Source organism: Mycobacterium sp. SMC-2, assembly GCF_025263485.1.
Taxonomy (GTDB): domain Bacteria; phylum Actinomycetota; class Actinomycetes; order Mycobacteriales; family Mycobacteriaceae; genus Mycobacterium.
Genome location: NZ_CP079863.1, coordinates 4,709,516 through 4,736,068, shown reverse-complemented (window position 1 = coordinate 4,736,068; position 26,553 = coordinate 4,709,516). Strand labels below are relative to the sequence as shown.

17 protein-coding genes and 3 rRNA genes are annotated in these 26,553 nt (G+C 65.6%); 11 read left to right on the top strand and 9 right to left on the bottom strand.

Annotated elements, in window-relative coordinates; all coding sequences use genetic code 11:
- The first annotated feature begins 42 nt into the window (after positions 1–42).
- From murA to rrf, 4 genes are all read left to right on the top strand, one after another.
- Positions 43–1,296, top strand: coding sequence for a UDP-N-acetylglucosamine 1-carboxyvinyltransferase (murA, locus tag KXD96_RS22165; RefSeq protein ID WP_260739867.1), 1,254 nt, complete (start codon positions 43–45; stop codon positions 1,294–1,296).
- Between the two features lie 358 nt (positions 1,297–1,654).
- A 16S ribosomal RNA gene (locus KXD96_RS22160) occupies positions 1,655–3,185 on the top strand.
- A 282-nt stretch (positions 3,186–3,467) separates the two neighbouring features.
- Positions 3,468–6,567, top strand: a 23S ribosomal RNA gene (locus KXD96_RS22155).
- A gap of 91 nt (positions 6,568–6,658) precedes the next feature.
- A 5S ribosomal RNA gene (gene rrf, locus KXD96_RS22150) occupies positions 6,659–6,771 on the top strand.
- The 16S, 23S and 5S rRNA genes sit together here, the layout of an rRNA operon.
- A 58-nt stretch (positions 6,772–6,829) precedes the next feature.
- Here rrf and KXD96_RS22145 read toward each other — a convergent pair.
- From KXD96_RS22145 to KXD96_RS22130, 4 genes are all read right to left on the bottom strand, one after another.
- Complete coding sequence (locus KXD96_RS22145; protein ID WP_260739866.1) at positions 6,830–7,333, bottom strand: methylated-DNA--[protein]-cysteine S-methyltransferase; 504 nt, start codon at positions 7,331–7,333, stop codon at positions 6,830–6,832.
- Complete coding sequence (locus KXD96_RS22140) at positions 7,330–8,826, bottom strand: DNA-3-methyladenine glycosylase 2 family protein (RefSeq protein ID WP_260739865.1); 1,497 nt, start codon at positions 8,824–8,826, stop codon at positions 7,330–7,332. The genes KXD96_RS22145 and KXD96_RS22140 overlap by 4 nt, the downstream gene beginning before the upstream one ends.
- A 105-nt stretch (positions 8,827–8,931) precedes the next feature.
- Entirely contained in the window at positions 8,932–9,309 is a 378-nt protein-coding gene (locus KXD96_RS22135) for a hypothetical protein (protein ID WP_260739864.1), read from the bottom strand.
- 70 nt (positions 9,310–9,379) lie between these two features.
- Positions 9,380–11,005, bottom strand: coding sequence for an adenylate/guanylate cyclase domain-containing protein (locus tag KXD96_RS22130; RefSeq protein ID WP_260739862.1), 1,626 nt, complete (start codon positions 11,003–11,005; stop codon positions 9,380–9,382).
- Between the two features lie 45 nt (positions 11,006–11,050).
- Between KXD96_RS22130 and nucS the strand changes: the two genes are divergently transcribed.
- Together nucS and KXD96_RS22120 are read left to right on the top strand one after the other, a co-directional pair.
- On the top strand, positions 11,051–11,722 hold the full coding sequence (gene nucS / locus KXD96_RS22125; RefSeq protein ID WP_260739860.1) for an endonuclease NucS: 672 nt from the start codon (positions 11,051–11,053) through the stop codon (positions 11,720–11,722).
- 22 nt (positions 11,723–11,744) lie between these two features.
- The gene (locus KXD96_RS22120) at positions 11,745–12,041 is read left to right on the top strand and encodes a hypothetical protein (protein ID WP_260739858.1); all 297 of its coding nucleotides are present in this window, start codon (positions 11,745–11,747) and stop codon (positions 12,039–12,041) included.
- Here the strand turns inward: KXD96_RS22120 and mce are convergent, their stop codons facing one another.
- On the bottom strand, positions 12,042–12,509 hold the full coding sequence (gene mce, locus KXD96_RS22115) for a methylmalonyl-CoA epimerase (protein ID WP_260739856.1): 468 nt from the start codon (positions 12,507–12,509) through the stop codon (positions 12,042–12,044). It lies immediately after the preceding gene.
- Positions 12,510–12,587: 78 nt separating this feature from the next.
- Here mce and KXD96_RS22110 point away from each other — a divergent pair, with 78 nt between their 5' ends.
- A complete protein-coding gene (locus tag KXD96_RS22110) occupies positions 12,588–13,769 on the top strand; it encodes an acetyl-CoA C-acetyltransferase (protein WP_260739854.1) in 1,182 nt (393 codons plus the stop codon).
- Positions 13,770–13,962: 193 nt separating this feature from the next.
- A complete protein-coding gene (locus KXD96_RS22105; protein WP_260739852.1) occupies positions 13,963–14,874 on the top strand; it encodes a tetratricopeptide repeat protein in 912 nt (303 codons plus the stop codon).
- 45 nt (positions 14,875–14,919) lie between these two features.
- Here KXD96_RS22105 and glgB read toward each other — a convergent pair whose 3' ends face one another.
- A complete protein-coding gene (glgB, locus tag KXD96_RS22100) occupies positions 14,920–17,166 on the bottom strand; it encodes a 1,4-alpha-glucan branching protein GlgB (RefSeq protein ID WP_260739849.1) in 2,247 nt (748 codons plus the stop codon).
- Between the two features lie 24 nt (positions 17,167–17,190).
- Entirely contained in the window at positions 17,191–19,338 is a 2,148-nt protein-coding gene (locus KXD96_RS22095) for an alpha-1,4-glucan--maltose-1-phosphate maltosyltransferase (RefSeq protein WP_396877213.1), read from the bottom strand.
- Between the two features lie 232 nt (positions 19,339–19,570).
- Between KXD96_RS22095 and glgP the strand changes: the two genes are divergently transcribed.
- Positions 19,571–22,216: an alpha-glucan family phosphorylase gene (gene glgP / locus KXD96_RS22090; RefSeq protein WP_260739845.1), complete on the top strand. Its 2,646-nt coding sequence runs from the start codon at positions 19,571–19,573 to the stop codon at positions 22,214–22,216.
- A 2-nt stretch (positions 22,217–22,218) separates the two neighbouring features.
- Here glgP and KXD96_RS22085 read toward each other — a convergent pair whose 3' ends face one another.
- The gene (locus KXD96_RS22085; RefSeq protein WP_260745494.1) at positions 22,219–24,228 is read right to left on the bottom strand and encodes an ATP-dependent DNA helicase; all 2,010 of its coding nucleotides are present in this window, start codon (positions 24,226–24,228) and stop codon (positions 22,219–22,221) included.
- Positions 24,229–24,248: 20 nt separating this feature from the next.
- Positions 24,249–25,562: a nicotinate phosphoribosyltransferase gene (locus KXD96_RS22080; protein ID WP_260739843.1), complete on the bottom strand. Its 1,314-nt coding sequence runs from the start codon at positions 25,560–25,562 to the stop codon at positions 24,249–24,251.
- A gap of 67 nt (positions 25,563–25,629) precedes the next feature.
- Here KXD96_RS22080 and clpS point away from each other — a divergent pair, with 67 nt between their 5' ends.
- Together clpS and KXD96_RS22070 are read left to right on the top strand one after the other, a co-directional pair.
- Complete coding sequence (gene clpS / locus KXD96_RS22075) at positions 25,630–25,935, top strand: ATP-dependent Clp protease adapter ClpS (protein ID WP_067950984.1); 306 nt, start codon at positions 25,630–25,632, stop codon at positions 25,933–25,935.
- A gap of 25 nt (positions 25,936–25,960) precedes the next feature.
- Positions 25,961–26,542, top strand: coding sequence for a DUF2017 domain-containing protein (locus KXD96_RS22070; protein WP_260739831.1), 582 nt, complete (start codon positions 25,961–25,963; stop codon positions 26,540–26,542).
- Positions 26,543–26,553: the final 11 nt, after the last annotated feature.

Sequence of the window (26,553 nt, the reverse complement as noted above, 5' to 3'; positions counted from 1 at the left end):
GGCCGACTGACAACCCGATACCGCTTCACTAGACTGACGCGGGTGGCTGAGCGATTCGTGGTGACCGGCGGCAACCGGTTATCCGGCGAAGTCGCGGTGGGGGGCGCCAAGAACAGCGTGCTCAAGCTGATGGCCGCGACGCTGCTGGCCGAAGGCACCAGCACCATCACCAACTGCCCCGACATCCTCGATGTGCCGTTGATGGCCGAGGTGTTGCGTGGCCTGGGCGCCACCGTCGAACTCGACGGTGACGTCGCCCGCATCACCTCGCCCGACGAGCCGAAATACGACGCCGACTTCGCCGCGGTGCGACAGTTCCGGGCCTCGGTCTGCGTGCTCGGGCCACTGGTCGGCCGGTGCAAGCGCGCCAGGGTCGCGCTCCCGGGCGGTGACGCCATCGGGTCGCGGCCCCTGGACATGCATCAGGCGGGCCTGCGCCAGCTGGGCGCGCAGTGCAACATCGAGCACGGCTGCGTCGTCGCCCAGGCCGACACATTGCGCGGCGCGGAGATCCAGCTGGAATTCCCGTCCGTGGGAGCCACCGAGAACATCCTGATGGCCGCCGTCCTGGCCGAGGGTGTCACCACGATCCACAACGCGGCGCGCGAGCCCGACGTCGTCGACCTGTGCACCATGTTGAACCAGATGGGCGCGCAGGTCGAAGGTGCCGGTTCGCCGACCATGACCATCACCGGCGTCCCGCGGCTGTACCCGACCGAGCACCGCGTGATCGGGGATCGCATCGTCGCCGCCACCTGGGGCATCGCCGCGGCGATGACCCGGGGCGACATTTCGGTGACGGGCGTCGACCCGGCCCACCTTCAGGTGGTGCTGCACAAGTTGCACGACGCCGGCGCCACGGTCACCCAAACGGACAACAGCTTCCGGATCACCCAGTACGAGCGCCCCAAGGCCGTCAACGTCGCGACGCTGCCGTTCCCCGGATTTCCCACCGACCTGCAGCCGATGGCGATCGCTCTGGCGTCGATCGCCGACGGCACCTCGATGATCACGGAAAACGTCTTCGAGGCGCGCTTCCGTTTCGTCGAAGAGATGATCCGGTTAGGCGCCGACGCCCGCACGGACGGCCACCACGCCGTCGTGCGAGGCCTGCCGCAATTGTCGAGCGCCCCGGTGTGGTGTTCGGACATTCGTGCCGGAGCCGGCCTGGTGCTGGCGGGGCTCGTCGCCGACGGTGACACCGAGGTTCACGACGTCTTCCACATCGATCGCGGCTATCCGCTGTTCGTCGAGAACCTGTCGATTTTGGGAGCGGAGATCGAGCGGGTAGAGTAGCCAAAGTCAGTGCCCCGCAGGGGCGGTCGCCACACCAGGCGGCCGACACCCCGGGCGCTTGACTCCCTCGCTGGATTGGTACTAGCCTGGCACGGCTGCTCCCGAAACGGTCCTTGGAGACCACGACTGGGAGTTGACTCCCTGCCGGACCTGTATTAAGCTGGCAGGGTTGCCCCAAAGCGGGCGGAACAAGTGTTGTTTGAGAACTCAATAGTGTGTTTGGTCTTTTTATTTGTTGTTGTTTTTTGGCCATACCTAGCACTCCCCGTGTGTGGGTATGGCAATTTTTGATGCCAGTTAATTGGCGTCTTGTCAGGTATCTCTGATTTGAAATTCACCTCGTTCTGCGAGGAGATTTTGTTTGGAGAGTTTGATCCTGGCTCAGGACGAACGCTGGCGGCGTGCTTAACACATGCAAGTCGAACGGAAAGGTCTCTTCGGAGATACTCGAGTGGCGAACGGGTGAGTAACACGTGGGCAATCTGCCCTGCACTTCGGGATAAGCCTGGGAAACTGGGTCTAATACCGAATAGGACCACTTGGCGCATGCCTTGTGGTGGAAAGCTTTTGCGGTGTGGGATGGGCCCGCGGCCTATCAGCTTGTTGGTGGGGTGATGGCCTACCAAGGCGACGACGGGTAGCCGGCCTGAGAGGGTGTCCGGCCACACTGGGACTGAGATACGGCCCAGACTCCTACGGGAGGCAGCAGTGGGGAATATTGCACAATGGGCGCAAGCCTGATGCAGCGACGCCGCGTGGGGGATGACGGCCTTCGGGTTGTAAACCTCTTTCACCATCGACGAAGGTCCGGGTTTTCTCGGATTGACGGTAGGTGGAGAAGAAGCACCGGCCAACTACGTGCCAGCAGCCGCGGTAATACGTAGGGTGCGAGCGTTGTCCGGAATTACTGGGCGTAAAGAGCTCGTAGGTGGTTTGTCGCGTTGTTCGTGAAATCTCACGGCTTAACTGTGAGCGTGCGGGCGATACGGGCAGACTAGAGTACTGCAGGGGAGACTGGAATTCCTGGTGTAGCGGTGGAATGCGCAGATATCAGGAGGAACACCGGTGGCGAAGGCGGGTCTCTGGGCAGTAACTGACGCTGAGGAGCGAAAGCGTGGGGAGCGAACAGGATTAGATACCCTGGTAGTCCACGCCGTAAACGGTGGGTACTAGGTGTGGGTTTCCTTCCTTGGGATCCGTGCCGTAGCTAACGCATTAAGTACCCCGCCTGGGGAGTACGGCCGCAAGGCTAAAACTCAAAGGAATTGACGGGGGCCCGCACAAGCGGCGGAGCATGTGGATTAATTCGATGCAACGCGAAGAACCTTACCTGGGTTTGACATGCACAGGACGCGTCTAGAGATAGGCGTTCCCTTGTGGCCTGTGTGCAGGTGGTGCATGGCTGTCGTCAGCTCGTGTCGTGAGATGTTGGGTTAAGTCCCGCAACGAGCGCAACCCTTGTCTCATGTTGCCAGCGGGTAATGCCGGGGACTCGTGAGAGACTGCCGGGGTCAACTCGGAGGAAGGTGGGGATGACGTCAAGTCATCATGCCCCTTATGTCCAGGGCTTCACACATGCTACAATGGCCGGTACAAAGGGCTGCGATGCCGCAAGGTTAAGCGAATCCTTTTAAAGCCGGTCTCAGTTCGGATCGGGGTCTGCAACTCGACCCCGTGAAGTCGGAGTCGCTAGTAATCGCAGATCAGCAACGCTGCGGTGAATACGTTCCCGGGCCTTGTACACACCGCCCGTCACGTCATGAAAGTCGGTAACACCCGAAGCCAGTGGCCTAACCCTTGGGAGGGAGCTGTCGAAGGTGGGATCGGCGATTGGGACGAAGTCGTAACAAGGTAGCCGTACCGGAAGGTGCGGCTGGATCACCTCCTTTCTAAGGAGCACCACGAAAAACACCCCAATTGGTGGGGTGTGAGCCGTGAGGGGTTCTCGCCTGTAGTGGGCGGGAGCCGGGTGCACAACAGCAAATGATTGCCAGACACACTATTGGGCCCTGAGACAACACTCGGCCAGTCCGTGTGGTGTCCCTCCATCTTGGTGGTGGGGTGTGGTGTTTGAGTATTGGATAGTGGTTGCGAGCATCTAAACGGATGCGTTGCCGGCAACGGTGGCGTGTTCGTTGAAATGTGTAATTTCTTCTTTGGTTTTTGTGTGTAAGTAAGTGTTTAAGGGCGCATGGTGGATGCCTTGGCATCGAGAGCCGATGAAGGACGTGGGAGGCTGCGATATGCCTCGGGGAGCTGTCAACCGAGCATTGATCCGAGGATTTCCGAATGGGGAAACCCAGCACGAGTGATGTCGTGTTACCCGCATCTGAATATATAGGGTGCGGGAGGTAACGCGGGGAAGTGAAACATCTCAGTACCCGTAGGAGAAGAAAACAATTGTGATTCCGTGAGTAGTGGCGAGCGAAAGCGGAACAGGCTAAACCGCACGCATGGGTAACCGGGTAGGGGTTGTGTGTGCGGGGTTGTGGGATTGATATGTCTCAGCTCTACCTGGCTGAGGGGTAGTCATAAAGTGTCGTGGTTAGCGGAAGTGGCCTGGGACGGTCCGCCGTAGACGGTGAAAGCCCGGTACGCGAAAACCCGGCACCTACCTTGTATCAACTCCCGAGTAGCAGCGGGCCCGTGGAATCTGCTGTGAATCTGCCGGGACCACCCGGTAAGCCTAAATACTTCTCGATGACCGATAGCGGATTAGTACCGTGAGGGAATGGTGAAAAGTACCCCGGGAGGGGAGTGAAAGAGTACCTGAAACCGTGTGCCTACAATCCGTCAGAGCCTCCTCGTGGGGTGATGGCGTGCCTTTTGAAGAATGAGCCTGCGAGTCAGGGACACGTCGCGAGGTTAACCCGTGTGGGGTAGCCGCAGCGAAAGCGAGTCTGAATAGGGCGCATCCCCTTTGGGGTGTAGTGGCGTGTTCTGGACCCGAAGCGGAGTGATCTACCCATGGCCAGGGTGAAGCGCGGGTAAGACCGCGTGGAGGCCCGAACCCACTTAGGTTGAAGACTGAGGGGATGAGCTGTGGGTAGGGGTGAAAGGCCAATCAAACTCCGTGATAGCTGGTTCTCCCCGAAATGCATTTAGGTGCAGCGTTGCGTGTTTCACCACGGAGGTAGAGCTACTGGATGGCCGATGGGCCCTACTAGGTTACTGACGTCAGCCAAACTCCGAATGCCGTGGTGTATAGCGTGGCAGTGAGACGGCGGGGGATAAGCTCCGTACGTCGAGAGGGAAACAGCCCAGATCGCCGGCTAAGGCCCCTAAGCGTGTGCTAAGTGGAAAAGGATGTGCAGTCGCAGAGACAACCAGGAGGTTGGCTTAGAAGCAGCCACCCTTGAAAGAGTGCGTAATAGCTCACTGGTCAAGTGATTGTGCGCCGATAATGTAGCGGGGCTCAAGCACACCGCCGAAGCCGCGGCAACCGTAAGGTTGGGTAGGGGAGCGTCCCCCATGCAGCGAAGCTACCGGGTAACCGGTGGTGGAGTTTGGGGGAGTGAGAATGCAGGCATGAGTAGCGATAAGGCAAGTGAGAACCTTGCCCGCCGTAAGACCAAGGGTTCCTGGGCCAGGCCAGTCCGCCCAGGGTGAGTCGGGACCTAAGGCGAGGCCGACAGGCGTAGTCGATGGACAACGGGTTGATATTCCCGTACCCGTGTGTGGGCGTCCCTGACGAATCAGCGGTACTAACCACCCAAAACCGGATCGATCATTCCCCTTCGGGGGCGTGGAGGTTCGGGGCTGCGTGGGAACTTCGCTGGTAGTAGTCAAGCAATGGGGTGACGCAGGAAGGTAGCCGTACCAGTCAGTGGTAACACTGGGGTAAGCCTGTAGGGAGAGCGATAGGCAAATCCGTCGCTCATTAATCCTGAGAGGTGATGCATAGCCGATTGAGGCGAATTCGGTGATCCTCTGCTGCCAAGAAAAGCCTCTAGCGAGCACACACACGGCCCGTACCCCAAACCGACACAGGTGGTCAGGTAGAGCATACCAAGGCGTACGAGATAACTATGGTTAAGGAACTCGGCAAAATGCCCCCGTAACTTCGGGAGAAGGGGGGCCGGAATACCGTGAACACCCTTGCGGTGGGAGCGGGATTCGGCCGCAGAAACCAGTGGGTAGCGACTGTTTACTAAAAACACAGGTCCGTGCGAAGTCGCAAGACGATGTATACGGACTGACGCCTGCCCGGTGCTGGAAGGTTAAGAGGACCCGTTAACCGTAAGGTGAAGCGGAGAATTTAAGCCCCAGTAAACGGCGGTGGTAACTATAACCATCCTAAGGTAGCGAAATTCCTTGTCGGGTAAGTTCCGACCTGCACGAATGGCGTAACGACTTCCCAACTGTCTCAACCATAGACTCGGCGAAATTGCACTACGAGTAAAGATGCTCGTTACGCGCGGCAGGACGAAAAGACCCCGGGACCTTCACTACAACTTGGTATTGGTGTTCGGTACGGTTTGTGTAGGATAGGTGGGAGACTGTGAAACCTCAACGCCAGTTGGGGCGGAGTCGTTGTTGAAATACCACTCTGATCGTATTGGACACCTAACGTCGAACCCTTATCGGGTTCACGGACAGTGCCTGGCGGGTAGTTTAACTGGGGCGGTTGCCTCCTAAAATGTAACGGAGGCGCCCAAAGGTTCCCTCAACCTGGACGGCAATCAGGTGTTGAGTGTAAGTGCACAAGGGAGCTTGACTGCGAGACCTACAAGTCAAGCAGGGACGAAAGTCGGGACTAGTGATCCGGCACCCCCGAGTGGAAGGGGTGTCGCTCAACGGATAAAAGGTACCCCGGGGATAACAGGCTGATCTTCCCCAAGAGTCCATATCGACGGGATGGTTTGGCACCTCGATGTCGGCTCGTCGCATCCTGGGGCTGGAGCAGGTCCCAAGGGTTGGGCTGTTCGCCCATTAAAGCGGCACGCGAGCTGGGTTTAGAACGTCGTGAGACAGTTCGGTCTCTATCCGCCGCGCGCGTCAGAAACTTGAGGAAACCTGTCCCTAGTACGAGAGGACCGGGACGGACGAACCTCTGGTATACCAGTTGTCCCACCAGGGGCACCGCTGGATAGCCACGTTCGGACAGGATAACCGCTGAAAGCATCTAAGCGGGAAACCTTCTCCAAGATCAGGTTTCTCACCCTTTTAGAGGGATAAGGCCCCCCGCAGACCACGGGATCGATAGGCCAGACCTGGAAGCTCAGTAATGAGTGCAGGGAACTGGCACTAACCGGCCGAAAACTTACCAACACACAATCGCAACCACTTTTCAGTTCCAGCGACTATTTGTCGCGGGACGCTCTGACGCCACACCCCCCACCGAAACAAATTTAAATAGAGTTACGGCGGCCACAGCGACAGGGAAACGCCCGGTCCCATTCCGAACCCGGAAGCTAAGCCTGTCAGCGCCGATGATACTGCCCATGCGGGTGGAAAAGTAGGACACCGCCGAACATACACAAAAACACCCCCGGCAACGGGGGTGTTTTTGCATTGTTGGTACACGGCATTCCTAGTCGAACAATGTCAATGCCGCATTGTGCGATACGCGTTTCTTTTCCAGTGCCAGCAGGGTTCGCTTTCGGTCGAGCCCACCGCCATAGCCGGTAAGGCTCCCGTTGGCGCCGATGACGCGGTGACAGGGAACGACAATCGCGATGGGGTTGTGGCCGTTGGCCAATCCCACGGCGCGCGCGGAACCCGGAGCGCCGATCTGTTCCGCGATTTCTCCGTAGGATCTGGTTTCGCCGTAAGGAATTGTCTGAAGTGCGTTCCACACGCGCCGCTGAAATTCCGACCCGCGGAGCTCAAACTGGAAATTGAACTCCGTCAGCTCGCCGGCGAAATACGCGTCCAGTTGCTCGGTGGCCTCGTTGAATGCCCCGGGATTCGGCGCCCAACCGGTGCGGCTCGGTTCGTAGGTCTGGTCGACCATGCGAAGCATGGTCAGTACCGAGTCCTGGCCGGCCAGGGTCAGCGGCCCGATCGGGCTGTCGATGGTGCGGTACTCGATCATGCGACCTCCTGTGGTGGCCATTGGTTAACCGGATGCTCGAGGGTGGTCCATAGGTATTGGGCGGCGTAGGAGCGCCAGGGGCGCCATCGGGCGCCACGGCTGACCAGGGCCCGCTCGTCGGTCGGTAAGCCCAGCTGCTTGGCGGCCAGGCGAAGGCCAAGGTCCGTGGCGGGGAAGGCATCCGGGTCGCCAAGGCCGCGCATTGCGATCACCTCCGCGGTCCACGCGCCTACGCCGGGCACGTCCAGCAATTGCCGGCGGGCGGCTTCCCAGTCGCTTCCGCTGTCGAGGACGATACTGCCGTCGGCAAGGCCCGCCACCAATGCGCTCAGGGTCCGTTGCCGGGCCTTGGGGACCGCCAGGTGGATGGGGTCGATCTCCGCAAGCTGTTGCACCGACGGGAAGGTATGGGTCAGCCCGCCGTCCGGGTCTGCGACCGGCCGCCCGTAGGCCGAGGCCAGGCGACCCGCGTGGGTTCTGGCCGCCTTGGTCGACACCTGTTGGCCCAGTACGGCGCGCACGGCGAGTTCGGCCTCGTCGACGGTGCGCGGAATGCGTTGTCCGGGCGCCTTTGTCACCACGGGACGCAGGTGCGGGTCGCCGGACAGCGCGTCGTCCACCGCTTCGGGATCGGCGTCGAGATCCAGCAGCCGCCGGCAGCGGGCGATCGCCGTCGTCAGGTCACGAAAGTCGTCGAGCACCAGCACGCAGCGTACGTGATCGGCGGCAGGCGTGAGGGTGACGACGGCGCTGCCGAACGGGAGGCGCAGGCTCCGCCGGTACGCACCCTCGCGAACCTCCTCGCAGCCGGGCACTGCACCGGCGGCCAGGTGACCGAACACGCCCTCATAGGCGAACGGGGTGCGTACCGGCAAGCGAAGGCAAACCGTGCCAGCCGACGCGGCTCCGGATTTGAGGGCCGCGGACGGGTTCGTCGCGCGGCGGCGCAACTCCGTCGGCGTGCTTTCGAATACCAAGCGCACGGTGTCGTTGAACTGGCGAATGCTGGAAAAGCCTGATGCGAACGCGATGTCCCCGAACGGCAGGTCGGTGGTCTCCGTGAGCAGGCGGGCGGTCTGCGCTCGTTGGGCGCGGGCCAGCGCGAGAGGGCCGGCGCCGACCTCGGCCCGCAACAGCCGCTCCAGCTGGCGGGGGGTGTAGCCGAGGTGGGCCGCCAGGCCGCCGACGCCTTCGCGGTCCACGGTGCCGTCGGCGATGAGCCGCATCGTCCGCGCAACCACGTCGCCACGCACGTTCCATTCGGGTGACCCCGGGGACGCGTCGGGGCGGCACCGCTTACATGCGCGGAAGCCCGCCCGCTGAGCGGCGGCGGCCGTCGGATAGAACCTCACGTTGCGAGCGAACGGCGGCCGCACCGGGCAGCTGGGCCGGCAGTAGATCCGGGTGGTCAGCACCGCCGTGACGAACCAGCCGTCGAACCGGGCGTCCTTGGACTGGACGGCGCGGTAACAGCGTTCGAAGTCGTCGTGCATGCCTCAAGACTTACACCCGCCCACCGACAAAACTGGCGGAAAAACGACATGGTAGTGGGGCGGGCGGGTCAAGCAGGCGCTACGACGCCGGTGGCGCCGGCGCGGCTACGGGCCGGGAGGGGTTCCGACGCACACGCCGCCGGCGCAGGCACCCGCACCGCCGGGCCCGGCGGACGCCCCGGCGCCCGGAACCCCAGCACTTGCCCCACCCGGCCCGGCGCCGGCGCCGGAACCACCCGGTCCAGCGGTCGTGGCACCGCCGGGTCCGGTCTCGGGACCGCCGCCCGGTCCGGCGGGAGTCGTCGCCGCCGGGGCCGTTGTCGTGACGCTGGACGGCGTCGTGACGGTGGTGGTGACCGTCGAAGTCGTCGGGTTCTTGTTGTTGTTGCCCGAGCCGCAGCCCGCGGTCAACGAGCTCAAGGCGATCGCCGCGGCGATCCCCGCGGCGATGCAAACGCGGCGGGCAGCTCCACTACCGGTCATGTCAACACCAATCTCTTCGAGGGGCGATGTCCTTACTCTCCTTACCCACTCGGGTCCGAAACCAATCGCATCAGGTCGATGGGGCGGCGGCCCCTGCGGGCGAAGCGAGCCGGGTAGGGCGTTCGTATCCCCGCAGGGTCACGGTCTCGCCCAAAGACCAACGGCCGCGCTCGTTCTCGCTCGCACGCTTCAGCGCATCGGCAGTCGCAAGCAGTCGCCCCGGATGCGACTTGGCGAGCTCGCATAGGCGGGAGGCCTCGTTGACCGGCTCGCCGATCACGGTGTACTCGAAACGCTCCCTCGCACCGACGTTCCCGGCGACGACCTGCCCCGCCGCCACGCCGATGCCGGCCTCGCACACCGACATTTCATCGTTCAGCCGCTCGGCGATGCTGCGCGCGGCGGCCAGCGCCTCGTCTTCGGGACGGTCGATACGATTGGGAGCCCCGAACACTGCCAGCGTCGCATCGCCCTCGAACTTGTTGACCAGCCCGCAATGTCGGTCCACCTCTTCGACGACGATTGCGAAGAATCGGTTGAGCAACTGAACGACCTCCGCCGCGGGTCGACTGGTCACCAGCTTGGTGGATCCGATGATGTCGATGAATACGACTGCCACATGGCGTTCTTCGCCGCCCAGTTTCGGTCGCTCGCGTTCCGCGGCCAGGGCGACCTCGCGTCCGACGTGTCGGCCGAAGAGGTCGCGAACGCGTTCGCGCTCGCGCAGGCCGTCGACCATCGCGTTGAAACCACGTTGCAGCTCCCCGAGTTCGGTGCCGTCGAAAACGACGAGTTCCCCCTGCAGATCACCCCGCTCCACGCGCCGTAGCGCCGCGCGGACCACGCGCACCGGAGTCGCGGTGATCCAGGCCAGGATCCACATCAAGGCGCTCCCGAAGATCACCGTGGCCATCGACACGATCAGTACGCCGACCGCGAACTGGGTTTCGCTCAGATTCCGCATCCAAATTTGGAAGCTCGCCAGGAAGGCGATGCCGAGGACGGGCAGGCCCGAGCCGACGAACCAGACCATCATGGTCCGGCCTATGAGGCCCGCCGCCAACCGCCGCGGCGGGGGGCCCGCCTCGAGCGCCTGGGCCGCCACCGGGCGCAGCGCGAACTCGGCGAGGAGGTAACTGCCGGTGGCGACCAGGACGCCGCAGATGCTCACGGCGACCAGGAAGCGCGGGATGAACAGCGTGTTGGCCAGCCCGAAGAGGGTCGTCAGCACCACGGTCCCGACGCCCCACAGGATGAGGTCGAAGGCCGCGATCCGCCACGGCGCCAGGAAGGTGTTGCGCTCGTCTTCTTCGGTCGGGGTGCGCTCCTCGATCGCCCAGCGCAGAGCGTCGACGGTTCGGCGGGTGATGACGAAGGTGCCCAGCGCCAGCGCCAGAGCGATGTAAGCCGGTGAAACCACCCAGGTGCTCCACCACGGCGCGTCGTCGAACACGCTCGGTTGCGGAATGGCGACCGTCACGATGACCAACGCGACCGCGATGCCGACCACGTTGGCACCCAAGATCATCACGGTCAGGATGATCTGAATGCGGATGCGGCGACGTCGCTGGCTTTCGGAGACCCGTCCCAGCAGCAGGGAGCCGTACGCCGGGGTCTCCGGTAGCCGGCCGCTCTGACGAGTGACCGTCTCGAGCACCCGGCCGATGCGTTTTGCCAAGCTCTGGTTGGCCGACATGGTGGCGTCAGCCTAATTTGTCGGCCACGCTCTAAGGTGAGTCGGGTGCGTCTAGTGATTGCCCAGTGCACCGTCGATTACGTCGGCCGGCTCACCGCGCATCTTCCCTCGGCCCGCAGGCTGCTGCTGTTCAAGGCCGACGGATCGGTGAGCGTGCATGCCGATGACCGCGCCTACAAGCCGCTGAACTGGATGAGCCCGCCGTGCTGGCTGACCGAGGAGCCGGGTGATCAGGCGCCCGTCTGGGTGGTGCAGAACAAGGCCGGCGAACAGCTGCGCATCACCGTCGAGGACGTCGAGCACGACTCCAGTCACGATCTGGGTGTGGACCCCGGGCTGGTCAAGGACGGCGTCGAAGCCCACCTGCAGGCGTTGCTCGCCGAGCACGTGCAACTGCTGGGCGAGGGTTACACGCTGGTTCGGCGCGAGTACATGACCGCTATCGGGCCCGTCGACCTGCTCTGCCGTGACGAGCAGGGCGGTTCGGTCGCCGTGGAGATCAAGCGGCGCGGCGAGATCGACGGCGTCGAACAGCTGACCCGCTACCTCGAGTTGCTCAATCGCGACAGTGTGCTTGCGCCGGTGAAGGGGGTGTTCGCCGCCCAGCAGATCAAGCCGCAAGCGCGCACACTGGCCACAGATCGCGGGATCCGTTGCATCACACTGGATTACGACAAAATGCGCGGGATGGACAGCGACGAATACCGGCTGTTCTGAGCCTCGCGGCTAGGCTGGCGGTATGGCTCGGCGCCGCACACCGCCACGTCCGCGACGGCGGTCGTCGCCGCCACCGGTGTTACCCCGGGTGGAGGTCGGGCCCGACGGGCACGAGTACGAAGTACGTCCCGTCGCGGCGGCCCGCGCGGTCAAGACCTACCGCTGTCCCGGTTGCGATCACGAAATACGAACCGGCACCGCACATCTGGTGGTGTGGCCGACCGATCCGACCCTCGGGGGAGCCGACGATCGGCGGCATTGGCATACCCCGTGCTGGAGCCACCGCGCTACGCGGGGCCCGACCCGAAAGTGGTCTTGATCAGGCGGCCGGTTCGACCAGCTCGATGAGAACGCCGCCGGCGTCCTTGGGGTGGATGAAGTTGATCCGCGAGTTTGCCGTGCCGCGGCGCGGGGCCTCGTAAACGAGCCGGATGCCCTGCGAGCGCAAGTGCTCGATCACGCTGTCCAGGTCGCTCACCCGAACCGCCATCTGCTGGATGCCGGGCCCGCGCTTGTCGAGGAACTTGGCGATGGTCGAGGAGTCGTCGATCGGGGCCATCAACTGGATCTGTGCGGTGCCGGCCGGGGCCCCGCGCACAGCCAGCATGGCTTCGCGGATTCCCTGGTCGGAGTTGACTTCCTCGTGCACCAGGATCATTCCGAGGTGGTCGCGGTACCAGGCGATTGCCGCGTCCAGGTCGGCGACTGCGATGCCGACGTGATCGATCGCCGTCACCAGCGCGGTGGCCAGGAACTGACGGGCGTCAACTTGATCGGTCGTCATCACATAACGGTAACCTGGCGGCAAAGATTGCGCTTCTGCGGGAGGGCGAACGGCCGTCCAGGGGAGCCTTAGGAGGTTGGTATGACGACGTCGGTAATCGTTGCCGGAGCCCGGACGCCGATCGGCAAGTTGATGGGTTCGCTGAAGGATTTCTCGGCCAGCGATCTGGGTGCCATCGCGATTGCCGGCGCACTGGAGAAGGCCAATGTCCCCGCTTCGGCGGTCGAGTACGTGATCATGGGCCAGGTGTTGACGGCCGGTGCCGGCCAGATGCCCGCGCGCCAGGCGGCCGTAGCGGCCGGCATTGGCTGGGACGTCCCGGCGCTGACCATCAACAAGATGTGCCTGTCCGGCATCGATGCCATCGCGCTTGCTGACCAGCTGATTCGCGCCGGCGAGTTCGACGTGGTGGTGGCCGGTGGTCAGGAGTCCATGACCAAGGCGCCTCATTTGCTGATGGACAGCCGGGCGGGCTACAAGTACGGCGACGTGACGGTCCTGGACCACATGGCCTACGACGGCCTACGCGACGTGTTCACCGACCAACCCATGGGCGCGCTCACCGAGCAGCGCAACGACATGGACAAGTTCACCCGCCAGGAGCAGGACGAGTTCGCTGCGCGGTCGCATCAGAAGGCGGCCGCGGCGTGGAAGGACGGCGCCTTCGCCGACGAGGTCGTGCCGGTCAATATCCCGCAGCGCAAGGGTGATCCGCTGCAGTTCACCGAGGATGAGGGGATTCGCGCCAACACCACCGCGGAGTCCCTGGCCGGCCTCAAACCGGCTTTCCGCCGCGACGGCACCATCACCGCCGGCTCGGCGTCGCAGATCTCCGACGGGGCGGCGGCCGTCGTGGTGATGAACAAGGCCAAGGCCGAGGAGCTGGGCTTGAGCTGGCTGGCCGAAATCGGTGCGCACGGCGTCGTGGCCGGACCGGACTCCTCCCTGCAATCGCAGCCGGCCAACGCGATCAAGAAGGCGCTCGGGCGCGAGGGCATCTCCGTCGACCAGCTCGACGTGGTGGAAATCAACGAGGCGTTCGCGGCGGTCGCGCTGGCCTCGACCCGCGAACTCGGCGTGGATCCCGAGATCGTCAACGTCAACGGGGGTGCGATCGCCGTCGGGCATCCGATCGGGATGTCGGGCGCGCGGATCACGCTGCATGTGGCCCTGGAGCTGGCCCGCCGCGGGTCCGGCTACGGCGTTGCGGCCCTGTGCGGCGCGGGTGGGCAGGGCGACGCGTTGATCCTGCGGGCAAAGTAAGCGGCCTGGGACGGGCGCGCTGACGCGCCCGTCGACGTTTTGCTGATATGACGGGCGCCGGAACTTTTGTGATCTTCGTCATATGTTTGCCCGGGCGGGCGGCTTCGGGGCCGGTTCCGCGCCCGGCACGGCGGATCCGAGCGCCCCGCCACCGGGTGGATAGGTCTCCGGCGCGCATGCCAAACTTGACGACGTGACGCGTCCGCGACCCTCGATCGGCCCCGCGATGGCTGGTGCTGTCGACTTGTCCGGCCTCAAGCAGCGGGCCCAGCAGCCGCCGCCGGGAGCTGGCGCCACGTCGGCCGCCGAGGGCGCTCCCGGCGTCACTGCGATCACCGAGGCCAATTTCGAGGCCGAAGTTCTGCTCCGGTCCGAGGAAGTGCCCATTGTGGTGGTGTTGTGGTCACCGCGCAGCGACGCGTGTGTCCAGCTCGTCGACATCCTGTCCGGCCTGGCCGCCGAGGACAACGGCAAGTGGTCGCTGGGGACCGTCAACGTCGACGTGGCACCCAGGGTGGCCCAGATATTCGGCGTCGATGCGGTGCCGACCGTCGTCGCTCTGGCCGCCGGGCAGCCGATTTCGAGTTTCCAGGGCATGCAGCCGCCCGAACAACTGCGGGGCTGGTTGGATCAGATTCTTTCGGCGACGGCCGGGAAACTCAGGGGCCCAGGCAATTCCGCGGGTGCCGACGAGGTCGACCCCGAGCTGGCGGCGGCCCGCGAACAGCTGGAGGCCGGCAACTTCGAGGCCGCCAGAGGGTCGTATCAGGCGATACTGGACGCCAATCCGGGCAGTGCCGAGGCAAAGGGCGCGATCCGGCAGATCGACTTTCTCATGCGCGCAACCGCCCATTCACCGGACGCAATCGCCGCCGCCGACGCGGCGCCGGGCGACATCGATGCGGCGTTCGCGGCCGCCGACGTCCAAATCCTCAATCAGGACGTGAGTGCGGCGTTTGAGCGCCTAACCGCTTTGGTGCGCAGCACATCCGGGGACGAGCGCACCCGCGTACGCACCCGGTTGATCGAGCTTTTCGAACTCTTCGATCCCGCCGATCCCGAGGTCGTCGCCGGACGGCGGAACCTGGCCAACGCGCTCTACTGAGGTTCGCGGGCCGCGTCGAGTTCTTGCGACCAATTGGGCCGAATTTCAACAACAAGTCGACGTTCGCGGTGAGAGCGTGGACGTTCGTGGCGAGGGCTGCTCGGGCTCCAGCCACAGCGCTGAGTTGGGCGGCAGCACCAGCACCGCCGAGGCCGGTCGGCCATGCCACGGTTCCTCGGTGGCCTCGACGCCGCCCATGTTGCCGATACCGGAGCCGTTGTAGTCGGTGGCATCGGTGTTGAGCACCTCACGCCAACGCCCGGCCGACGGCAGGCCCAGCCGGTAGCCGCTGTGCTCATTGCCGGCGAAGTTGAACACGCAGGCCATGACGGAGCCGTCGCTGCCGTAACGCAGGAAGCTCAACACGTTGTTGGCCGAGTCGTTGGCGTCGATCCAGGAGTAGCCGTCGGGGATGGTGTCCTGACTCCACAGCGCAGGGTGGCTGCGGTAGATGGCGTTGATGTCGCGCACCAGCCGCAGGACGCCGTTCGAGAAGCCCTGCTCGTCGAGCTGCCACCAGTCCAGGCCGCGTTCCTCGGACCACTCGGCACGCTGGCCGAATTCCTGCCCCATGAACAGCAATTGCTTGCCGGGATGCGCCCACTGATAGGCCAGCAGGCTGCGCAGCCCGGAGGCCTTGACGTGGTTGTTGCCCGGCATCCGCCCCCACAGCGTGCCCTTGCCGTGCACCACCTCGTCGTGGCTGATCGGCAGGACGTAGTTCTCGCTGAATGCGTACAGCATCGAGAACGTCATCTCGCCATGGTGGTAGCTGCGGTAGATCGGGTCACGGCTGATGTAGTCGAGCGTGTCGTGCATCCAGCCCATGTTCCACTTCATCGAAAAGCCCAGGCCACCAAGGTTTGTCGGGCGGGTCACGCCTGGCCACGACGTCGACTCCTCGGCGATCGTGACGATGCCGGGGGCGGCCTTGTGCGCCGTCGCGTTCATCTCCTGCAGGAACTGCACGGCCTCCAGGTTCTCCCGGCCGCCGTAGATGTTCGGCGTCCAGCCGCCCTCGGGGCGCGAGTAGTCCAGGTACAGCATGGAAGCAACCGCGTCCACCCGCAGCCCGTCGACGTGGTACTCCTCTAGCCAATACAGCGCGTTGGCCACCAGGAAGTTGCGCACCTCGTTGCGGCCGAAGTCGAACACGTAAGTGCCCCAGTCGAGTTGCTCGCCGCGCTTGGGGTCGGAGTGCTCGTAGAGCGCGGTGCCGTCGAACCGTCCCAGCGCCCAGGCGTCCTTCGGAAAGTGCGCGGGCACCCAGTCCACGATGACGCCGACGCCGGCACGGTGCAGCGCGTCGACCAGCGCCCGGAATTCGTCGGGCGTGCCGAATCGCGACGTCGGCGCGTAGTAAGACGTCACCTGGTAGCCCCACGATCCGGCGAACGGGTGCTCGGCGACGGGCAGCAGCTCGACGTGAGTGAATCCATGCTCGACCACGTAATTCGTCAGTTCTTCGGCAAGCTGCCGATAGCCCAGCCCGGGGCGCCACGAGCCGAGGTGCACCTCGTAGGTGCTCATCGGCTCGAAGACCGGATTGCGGTGGGCGCGCTGTTCCATCCACGCGGCATCCTGCCAGGTGTATTCGCTGTGCGTCACGCGGGAGGCGGTGTGCGGCGGCACCTCGGTGGCGAAGGCCATGGGGTCGGCCCGCTCGGTCACCACGCCGTCGGCGCCGTGCACGCGGAACTTGTACAGGCCGCCTACGGGAAAGTCGGGCCAGAACAGCTCCCACACCCCCGAGGAACCGAGCGACCGCATCGGAGCGTCGCTGCCCGTCCAGCCGTTGAACTCACCGATCAGGCTGACGCCCTTGGCGTTGGGCGCCCACACTGCGAACGACACCCCGTGGACGACACCGTCGGCCGTGGTGAACGAGCGGGGATGTGCGCCAAGGACTTCCCAGAGCCGCTCATGACGACCCTCGCCGAACAGGAAGAGGTCTACCTCGCCCAGGGTGGGCAGAAAGCGGTACGCGTCGGCGACGGTGTACGGGTCGGAGCCCTCGTATCGCACCTCTAGCCGGTAGTCGATCAGGTCGGTGAACGGCAACGCCGTCGCGAACAGGCCGGACTCGATGTGCTCCAGCGGGAACCGGTCCTCGCCGACGAGCGCGACCACCTCGACGGCATGCGGGCGGAACGCCCGGATGACGGTGTGGTCGGCGTACTCGTGGGCCCCCAGAATGCCGTGCGGGTTGTAGTGCGTGCCGGCCAGCAGGCGCGATAGGTCGGCCGGGTCGGGCACCAGGTGTGTCCTGGCGAGTTGGTCGGCTTGGCTCATGTCCTTTTTCACCTCCGGTCCGTTTTACCGCCTGCGCAGCAACGTCATTCGGGACTCATGCGGTATGAGTGGCATGTTGATGACGTGCGCGACCGCCCGCGCAGGGTCGATACGAACGTAATTTGCCTGCCCCCATTGGAATTCCTGGCCGGTGATTTCGTCGCGCACCCAGAACCGCTCATAGGGCTCCATACCCAAAGCCGCCATATCCAAAAACAGCGTGGCTTCCTCGGAGCCGAACGCGTTGAGCGTCACCACCACCAACACACAGTCGCCGGTCGCGGGGTCGAACTTGCTGTAGGCCAGCAGCGCATCGTTGTCCACGGCGTGGAAATGGATGGTGCGCAACTGCTGCAGGGCGGGATGCAGCCGGCGAATCGAGTTGAGCAGCGTGATGAACGGCTCGAGCGAGCGTCCTTCGGCCAGCGCGCCCGCGAAATCACGCGGCCGCAGTTCATACTTTTCGGAGTCCAGATACTCCTCGCTGCCCTCCCGCAACGCGCGGTGCTCGAACAGCTCATAGCCCGAGTACACGCCCCATGCCGGGCCCAACGTCGCGGCCAGCACCGCGCGGATGGCGAACATCCCGGGGCCGTCGTGCTGCAGGACGGCGTGCAGGATGTCGGGCGTGTTCACAAACAGGTTCGGCCGACGGAAGTCGGCGAGGGCGGCGATGTCGTTGCCGAACTCGGTCAGTTCCCACTTCGCCGTGCGCCACGTGAAATAGCTGTAGGACTGCGTGAACCCGAGCTTGGCCAGGCCGTACTGCCGGGCCGGGGGCGTGAAGGCCTCCGAGAGGAAGAGCACATCGGGGTCGATGCTTTTTGCCTGGGCGATCAGCCACGCCCAGAAGTTGGGCGGCTTGGTGTGCGGGTTGTCCACCCGAAAGAACTTGATGCCGTGGTCCATCCAGTGCCGGACGACGCGCAGCACCTCGTCGTAGAGTCCCGCCGGGTCGTTGTCGAAGTTGAGCGGATAGATGTCCTGGTATTTCTTGGGCGGGTTTTCCGCATACGCGATGGTGCCGTCGGGCAGTTCGGTGAACCACTCGCGGTGCTCGCGCGCCCACGGATGGTCGGGCGCGCACTGCAACGCCAGGTCCAACGACACCTCCATGCCCAGCTCGCGCGCCGCGGCGACGAAGGCGTCGAAATCCTCGATGGTGCCCAGGTCCGGGTGGATGGCGTCGTGGCCGCCCTCGTCACTGCCGATGGCCCACGGCGAACCCACATCCCCGGGGGCGGCGGTGGGAGAGTTGTTGCGGCCCTTGCGGTGTACCTTGCCGATCGGGTGAATCGGCGGCAGGTAGACGACATCGAACCCCATTGCCGCGATGCGCGGAAGCTGGGCGGCAGCCGTGGCGAACGTGCCGTGCACGGGTTTACCCTCGGCGTCCCACCCGCCGGTCGAGCGGGGAAACATCTCATACCAGGAACCGAAGCGCGCCAGCGGCCGATCCACCCAGACTCCGTACTGATCGCCGCGCGTGAGCAGATCGCGCAACGGATACTCAGCCAGGATCTCGTCGATTTCGGGTGCGAGGGCCAACGCGGTGCGGGTGAGGGGGTCCCCGGGCTTTCGCAACGCGGCGGCGGCCGCCAGCAGCGGGTCGCGCCGTGCGCGCGGCACGCCCGTGGCGGCGCGCTCGAACAGCGCGGCGCCGACCAGGAGGTCGTTGGACAACTCCTTCTCGCCCTGGCCGGCATCGAGCTTGGCGACCACGCCATGCCGCCAGGAGTGGATCGGGTCGCCCCAACCGTCGACCCTGAAGGTCCACAGCCCGACCCGGTCGGGCGTGAATTGCCCATGGAAGACATACGGCTCGAGGCCCACCGTCATCGGCAGTAGCACCGGCTTGATCCGTTGCTGGTCCACACCGCCGTCGACTGCGGTTGCGGGTTTCACCGGAGCCTGAACCGCTTTGATCCGGCGGGTTTCCGTTGCCTGCGGATAACGCGGCCCGAGGTAGCGCACGACCAGGGTCGCGGCGACGGCATCGTGGCCTTCCCGCCATACCGCCGCGCTGACCGGGATGATCTCGCCGACCACGGCCTTGGCGGGATACGCGCCGCAGGAAACGACGGGTTGGACGTTATCGATCTCGACACGACCAGGCACAACACTCCGTTCCGATGCGCCAGCTCCTCCTCGGTCCGCATTCTCGGACCGCATCGTCGCCGGCAGTGTTCCGATTTCGTGCGGCCAACCGCGGTGTGCTCCGTCGCGGAATGCCTCTCGTCTGGCGAAACTTCCTGTCGTGGGGAGCTTCCTCTGCAGGGGAAGCACCGTTGCGGCCCCAATTACTAACCGATACCCACCCTAGTGTCCGGTCACACGCTTGGCGGCAAAAGCGGTCTCTGCCGCCGCCGTGCGCGGGGCGAAATCCTCAGTAAGGTAATGACGCGTGAAAGCCCTCCGCCGCTTTACCGTCCGTGCTCACCTTCCGGAACGGCTGGCCGCGCTGGACCAGCTGTCGACCAACTTGCGATGGTCGTGGGACAAGCCCACCCAGGACTTGTTCGCGACCATCGACGCGGACCTGTGGGGGCGGTGCGGCTCTGACCCGGTGGCGTTGTTGGGCGCTGTCAGTCCGGCACGGCTCGACGACTTGGCGCTCGACGCGACGTTCCTCGGCCGGCTCGACCAGTTGGCCGCCGACCTCAACGATTACCTGTCTCGTCCGCTGTGGTACCAGCAGCAGCAGGCCGAAGGCATGGCGATGCCGAAGGCCGTCGCCTACTTCTCGATGGAGTTCGGCGTCGCGGAGGTGCTGCCCAATTACTCCGGCGGTTTGGGCATCCTCGCCGGGGACCACCTGAAGTCGGCCTCGGATTTGGGGGTGCCGCTGGTGGCGGTCGGCCTGTACTACCGGTCGGGGTATTTCCGCCAGTCGCTGACCGCGGACGGCTGGCAGAACGAGACATACCCGTCGCTGGATCCGCAGGGGTTGCCCTTGCGGCTACTCACGGATGCCGCCGGCGATCCGGTCCTGGTCGAGCTGACGCTCGCCGACTCCGCGCAGCTGCACGCGCGCATCTGGGTCGCGCAGGTGGGCCGGGTCCCGCTGCTCCTGCTGGACTCCGACGTCCCCGAGAACGAGCACGATCTGCGCGGCATCACCGACCGGCTGTACGGCGGTGACCAGGAACACCGGATGCGCCAGGAGCTGCTGGCCGGCATCGGCGGGGTGCGGGCGATCCGCGCGTTCACCGCCATCGAGGGGCTTCCCGCGCCCGAGGTCTTCCACATGAACGAGGGGCACGCCGGCTTCCTCGGCGCCGAACGCATCCGCGAGTTGATCACCGATGCCGGGTTGGACTTCGACACCGCGCTGGCCGTGGTGCGATCCAGCACGGTGTTCACCACCCACACTCCGGTGCCCGCCGGTATCGACCGCTTCCCGATCGACATGGTGCGGCTCTACTTCGACGGCCATGTCGAGGACGATCCCGAAACGAAGACCGAGAAAGCCGGTGGCAAGAGCGCGCCCGTGTTGTTGCCCGGCGTGCCGACCGCCCGGATTCTCGCGCTCGGCGCCGAGGAGGATCCGACCAAGTTCAACATGGCGCACATGGGTCTGCGGCTGGCGCAGCGGGCCAACGGCGTCTCGTTGCTGCACGGCGAGGTGAGCCGGGCCATGTTCAACGACCTGTGGTCCGGGTTCGACGCGGACGAGGTGCCGATCGGGTCGATCACCAACGGGGTTCACGCGCGCACTTGGGCGGCGCCGCAGTGGTTGCAGCTGGGGCGGGAACTGGCCGGGTCGGATTCGTTCAGCGATCCGGGCGTCTGGCTGCGAGTGAATCAGGTTGATGCGGGCCATCTCTGGTGGATCCGCTCGCAACTGCGGTCGCTGCTGGTCGAGGACGTCCGGCGGCGGCTGCGCAAGTCCTGGCTCGAACGCGGTGCGTCGGAGGCCGAACTAAGTTGGATAGCAACGGCTTTCGATCCGGATGTGCTCACCATCGGATTCGCCCGGCGGGTGCCCACCTACAAGCGGCTGACGCTGATGCTGCGCGACCCGGAGCGGCTCGAACGCCTGCTGCTCGACGAGGACAGGCCCATCCAGCTGATCGTCGCCGGGAAGTCGCACCCGGCCGACGACGGGGGTAAAGCGTTGATCCAGCAGGTGGTGCGCTTCGCCGACCGGCCGGAGGTGCGCCACCGCATCGCGTTCCTGCCCGACTATGACATGTCCATGGCCCGGCTCCTGTACTGGGGCTGCGACGTTTGGCTGAACAACCCACTGCGCCCGCTGGAGGCCTGCGGCACCTCCGGAATGAAGAGCGCACTCAATGGCGGGCTGAACCTGTCGATCCGTGACGGCTGGTGGGACGAGTGGTACGACGGCGAAAACGGTTGGGCGATACCGTCTGCCGACGGCCTGAGCGACGAGGCCCGCCGGGACGACCTGGAGGCCAGCGCGCTTTACGACCTGCTGGAACAGGCCGTGGCACCCAAGTTCTACGACCGCGACGAACACGGGGTGCCGCCCCGGTGGATCGAGATGGTGCGGCACACGCTGCAGACGCTCGGCCCGAAGGTGCTCGCTTCGCGCATGGTGCGCGACTACGTGCAGCAGTACTACACGCCTGCGGCGCAATCGCTGCGCAGGACCGTGGGGCCGGCCGAGGGCGGTGAGGGCGGCGGCGAGTTCGGCGCGGCCCGCGAGGTGGCCGCTTACCGTCGCCGCGCCGAAGAGGCATGGCCCAAGATCACCATCACCGACGTGGACAGCACCGGGCTGCCGGATACGCCGGTGCTCGGCTCCAAGCTGACCCTGACCGCCACCGTGGCGCTGGCCGGGCTCGCGCCCGACGAGGTCACGGTCCAGGGGGTGGTGGGCCGGGTGGACGCCAGCGACGCGCTGCTGGACCCGGTCACCGTCGAGATGTCGTATACCGGGAGTGCCGAAGGCGGCAACCAGGTGTTCTCGACGACGCTGTCGTTACCGCTGGCGGGGGCGGTCGGGTACACCGTGCGAGTGCTGCCCCGCCACCCGCTGCTGGCCGCCGGCACCGAGCTGGGTCTGGTCACTCTGGCCCGCTGACCTCAGGCGGGCAAGCCCTCCGCCGAGGCACGCAGCCGCTCCAACGCGGCGCGGACCTGGGCCGGGTCGGTGGTCTGCCAGAACGGCGGCAGCGACGCGCACAGGTAGCCGCCGTAGCCGGCGGTGACCATCCGCGAGTCCAGCACCGCAACCACTCCGCGGTCGGTGACGCGACGCAAGAGCCGACCGGAGCCCTGCGCCAACAGCAACGCGGCGTGGCTGGCCGCGACCGCCATGAAGCCGTTGCCGCCGCGCGCGGCCACCGAGCGCTGCCGCGCGCCCAGCAGCGGGTCGTCCGGCCGCGGAAATGGGATGCGGTCGATGAGCACCAAAGACAGCGACGGCCCCGGCACGTCGACGCCCTGCCATAGCGACAGGGTCCCGAACAGCGATGTCTGCGGGTCGGCGCTGAACTGCTCGACCAGCGTGGCAGTGCTGTCGTCGCCCTGACACAGCACCGGCGTCGACAGCCGCTGGCGCATGGCCTCCGCGGCGGCCTGGGCGGCCCGCATCGAGGAGAACAACCCCAGGGTCCGCCCGCCCGCCGCGGTGATGAGCTCGGCGATTTCGGTGAGCTGCTCGGCCGAGCCGGTGCCGTCTCGGCCCGGCGGTGGCAGGTGCGCGGCGACGTAGAGGATTCCGGCCTTGGCGTGGTGGAACGGCGAGCCGACGTCGACGCCGCGCCAGCGTGCATCCTCGGTGTCTGGAGCGGTCAGACCCCACGCCGCGGCCATCGCGTCGAAGGATCCGCCGATGGTCAGCGTCGCCGACGTCAGCACCGTGGTGGAACGGGAGAACACCCGGTCGCGCAGCAGGCCCGCGACCGACAGCGGCGCCACCCGTAACACCGGGCGCATCGAGCCTCTGTTGTCCTCGTGTTCCAGCCACACCACGTCGGTGCGATCCGGAATCGCCGGGCCGAACGACGTCAGGACGCGCGAGGCGGTATCGGATATCTCGCTCAGGGCCGCGACCGCTTCGGCGCGCGCCGCGGCCGCTTTCGCGTCGCTGGTGGTGTCGATCGCCGACCGTGCCGCGCCGGCCGCGTCGCGCAGGGCGGTCAGGTATGTCGCCAGCTCGTCGTCGAGGCGGTCGATGCGGCCGGGGCTGGCATCGTGGGTCGCCGCGGCGAAGTTGGCCGTCGCCGCCTCCAGCCGTTGGGTCAGCTCGGGATTCACCAATCGGGCGATCCGGCGCGCGGCGACGCCCAGGGCGGCCGCCGTCAGCTCCGCGGTGGCCACCGACGTCACCCGGTCGACCAACTCGTGGGCCTCGTCCACCACCAGCAACTGGTGTTCGGGCAGCACCGCCGATTCGGCGACCGCGTCGATGGCGAGCAGCGCGTGGTTGGTGACCACGATGTCGGCGGCGCCGGCCCGGCCGCGCGCCCGTTCCGAGAAGCACTCGGAGCCGAACGGACAACGCGCCACGCCCAGGCATTCCCGCGCCGACACGCTGACCTGGGACCACGACCGTTCTGGCACACCGGGTTTCAGGTCGTCGCGGTCTCCGGAATCGGTCGTCGACGCCCAGGTGGTGAGCCGTTGGACGTCGCGACCCAAGGCGGTGGCCGCCAGGGCATCGAAGAGCTCCTCCTGCGGCCGGTCGCCGGGTGCTTCCTCGGTCTCGGCGCCGCCGTTGTGGATCTTGTTCAGGCACAGATAGTTTCGACGCCCCTTGAGCAACGCGAACTGCGGGCGGCGCGGAAGCGCGTCGGCGACCGAATCGATGAGCCTGGGCAGGTCGCGATCGACGAGCTGTCGCTGCAGCGCGATGGTGGCCGTCGACACGACGACGGGCGAGTCGTCTTCGATGGCGCGCACGATCGCGGGGACGAGGTACGCCAGCGACTTTCCGGTGCCGGTACCGGCCTGCACGACGAGATGCTCACCGGTTGCGAAGGCGCGCGCGACGGCGTTGGCCATCTCGAGTTGGCCGCTGCGCTCACTGCCACCGAGCGCGGCCACGGCGATGGCCAGCAACTCGGGCACGGACAATTCGGACGTGGCTATCCTCTTTTTGCTCTGCGGTGCTACGGGCGGCCGGCGGTAATCTGCGTCGTCGGGATCGCGGGCTCACCCTGCGACAGGTTCAAACCCTCCCACGGCAGACTGCGCAGCCCGGAAGCTACCAGCTCGCGCGCCGTGGCCACGTCAGGTTTGGACACCATGTCCCCGCCGCGGACCAGCGGGACGGTCAACATCCGATGCGGCTCGGTGACCGGGGGCCGGTGGCCCGCCGGATACACCACCTCCTCGGTCACGGTGCCCGACGTGCGCATCAGGCGGAGGGCCTCTTTGCGGCCGCCGTGGGATTCCTTGTGGCTGCTGCGCTTTTGCACCGGCATTCCGTTCACTTCGACGAGTTTGTAGACCATGTTCGCCGTCGGTGCGCCCGAACCCGTCACGAGCGACGTGCCGACGCCGTAGCTGTCCACCGGCTCGGCACCCAGGGCCGCGATGGAGAACTCGTCGAGGTCACTGGAGACCACGATGCGGGTGCTGGTGGCGCCCAAGCCGTCGAGCTGATCGCGGACCTGACGGGTCAACACGCCCAGCTCGCCGGAGTCGATGCGGACCGCCCCGAGCGACTTGCCGGCGGCGGCCACGGCATTGGCGACGCCGGTCGTCACGTCGTAGGTGTCCACCAGCAGCGTGGTGCCGGCGCCCAGCGCATCGACCTGGGCCCGGAAGGCGGCCAGCTCGGTCGCTTCGGGGGGCTCCCCGCTGGCGTGCAGCATGGTGAACGCGTGCGCGGTGGTGCCCTCCGCGGGTATGCCGTATCGGCGCTGGGCCTCGAGGTTGGAGGACGCGGCAAAGCCGGCGATATAGGCGGCGCGCGCCGCGGCTACCGCGGCGCGTTCGTGGGTTCGCCGCGACCCCATCTCGATCAGGGGACGGCCCCTGGCCGCGCTCACCATTCGCGCCGCTGCCGACGCGATCGCGGTGTCGTGATTGAAGATCGACAACGCCAGCGTCTCGAGCACGATGCACTCGGCGAAAGTGCCGGTCACCGACAGCACGGGGGAGCCGGGGAAGTACAGCTCGCCTTCGGCGTAGCCGTCGATATCGCCGCGGAAGCGGAAATCGCGCAAGTAACGCAACGTATCCGCATCGAGGAATTGCGCCAGCAACTGGCACGCCTCGTCATCGAACCCGAACTGCGGCAACGCTTCGAGCAGCCGCCCGGTCCCGCAGACCACGCCGTAACGGCGGCCCGCGGGGAGTCGGCGCGCGAACAATTCGAAGGTGGTCCGGCGATCGGCTGTGCCGTCTCGCAGCGCCGCCGCCAGCATCGTCAACTCGTACTTGTCGGTAAGCAGCCCAGTTAAGACCGGGTCGTTCATTCCATAACGGTATCGGCTGCCGCCCGGGGCTCGGAAACCTCACCCATCCCTCGGTATCGTGTACGTCATGGTTGTTATGTCAGCGCCCACTAAGCCGGGCACTACAGGACAACGCGAGTCCGCCCCGGTAGACGTCACGGCAAGTCCGTGGGTCACGATCGTGTGGGATGACCCGGTCAACCTGATGACCTACGTGACGTATGTGTTCCAGAAGTTGTTCGGTTACAGCGAGCCGCATGCCACCAAGCTGATGTTGCAGGTGCACAACGAAGGCAGGGCGGTGGTGTCGGCCGGCAGCCGGGAGTCCATGGAAGTCGACGTGTCCAAGCTGCATGCCGCCGGTTTATGGGCGACCTTGCAGCAGGACCGGTGACCTGCGAGGGCTTCGGCGATCACCTGTGCGCAAATGGAAGCGCGTCGAGACCGCGGACGGTCCCCGTTTTCGGTCCGCCTTGGCGTCTCACGAGGCCGCCCTGCTGAAGAACCTGGCGACCGCCATGGTCGGGTTGCTCGATGAGCGTGAATCTTCTTCGCCCGCAGACGAACTCGAGGAGATAACCGGTATAAAGACCGGTAACAGCGATCCGCCCAAGGATCCGACCCTGCGCCGGCTGCTGCCCGACTTCTTCCATCCCGACGACGATGACCCGTCGGCCCGCGACGTGGCCGACAGCCTCAACGCCGCGCTGCGCAGCCTGCACGAGCCGGAGATCATCGACGCCAAACGCCTTGCCGCACAGCGGTTATTGGACACCGTTCCGGATGACGGGGGCCGGTTCGACCTGACCGAGGAGGACGCCAACGCGTGGGTGGCGGCGGTCAACGACATCCGGTTGACGCTGGGAGTCATGCTCGAGGTCGGGCCCGAGGGACCTGAGCGCCTGCCCGCCGACCACCCGCTGGCCGTGCACTTCGACGTTTACCAGTGGTTGACCGTCCTGCAGGAGTACCTCGTCCTGATGCTGATGGGGCCCAGATGACCCCCATTGGC

Bases quoted from the DNA above. Each gene is read 5' to 3' on its own strand.
- KXD96_RS22145 (WP_260739866.1), bottom strand. From the start codon at position 7,333: ATGATCGAGTACCGCACCATCGACAGCCCGATCGGGCCGCTGACCCTG.
- KXD96_RS22140 (WP_260739865.1), bottom strand. From the start codon at position 8,826: ATGCACGACGACTTCGAACGCTGTTACCGCGCCGTCCAGTCCAAGGAC.
- KXD96_RS22135 (WP_260739864.1), bottom strand. From the start codon at position 9,309: ATGACCGGTAGTGGAGCTGCCCGCCGCGTTTGCATCGCCGCGGGGATC.
- KXD96_RS22130 (WP_260739862.1), bottom strand. From the start codon at position 11,005: ATGTCGGCCAACCAGAGCTTGGCAAAACGCATCGGCCGGGTGCTCGAG.
- KXD96_RS22120 (WP_260739858.1), top strand. From the start codon at position 11,745: ATGGCTCGGCGCCGCACACCGCCACGTCCGCGACGGCGGTCGTCGCCG.
- KXD96_RS22110 (WP_260739854.1), top strand. From the start codon at position 12,588: ATGACGACGTCGGTAATCGTTGCCGGAGCCCGGACGCCGATCGGCAAG.
- glgB (WP_260739849.1), bottom strand. From the start codon at position 17,166: ATGAGCCAAGCCGACCAACTCGCCAGGACACACCTGGTGCCCGACCCG.
- KXD96_RS22095 (WP_396877213.1), bottom strand. From the start codon at position 19,338: ATGCGGTCCGAGAATGCGGACCGAGGAGGAGCTGGCGCATCGGAACGG.
- KXD96_RS22080 (WP_260739843.1), bottom strand. From the start codon at position 25,562: ATGAACGACCCGGTCTTAACTGGGCTGCTTACCGACAAGTACGAGTTG.
- clpS (WP_067950984.1), top strand. From the start codon at position 25,630: ATGGTTGTTATGTCAGCGCCCACTAAGCCGGGCACTACAGGACAACGC.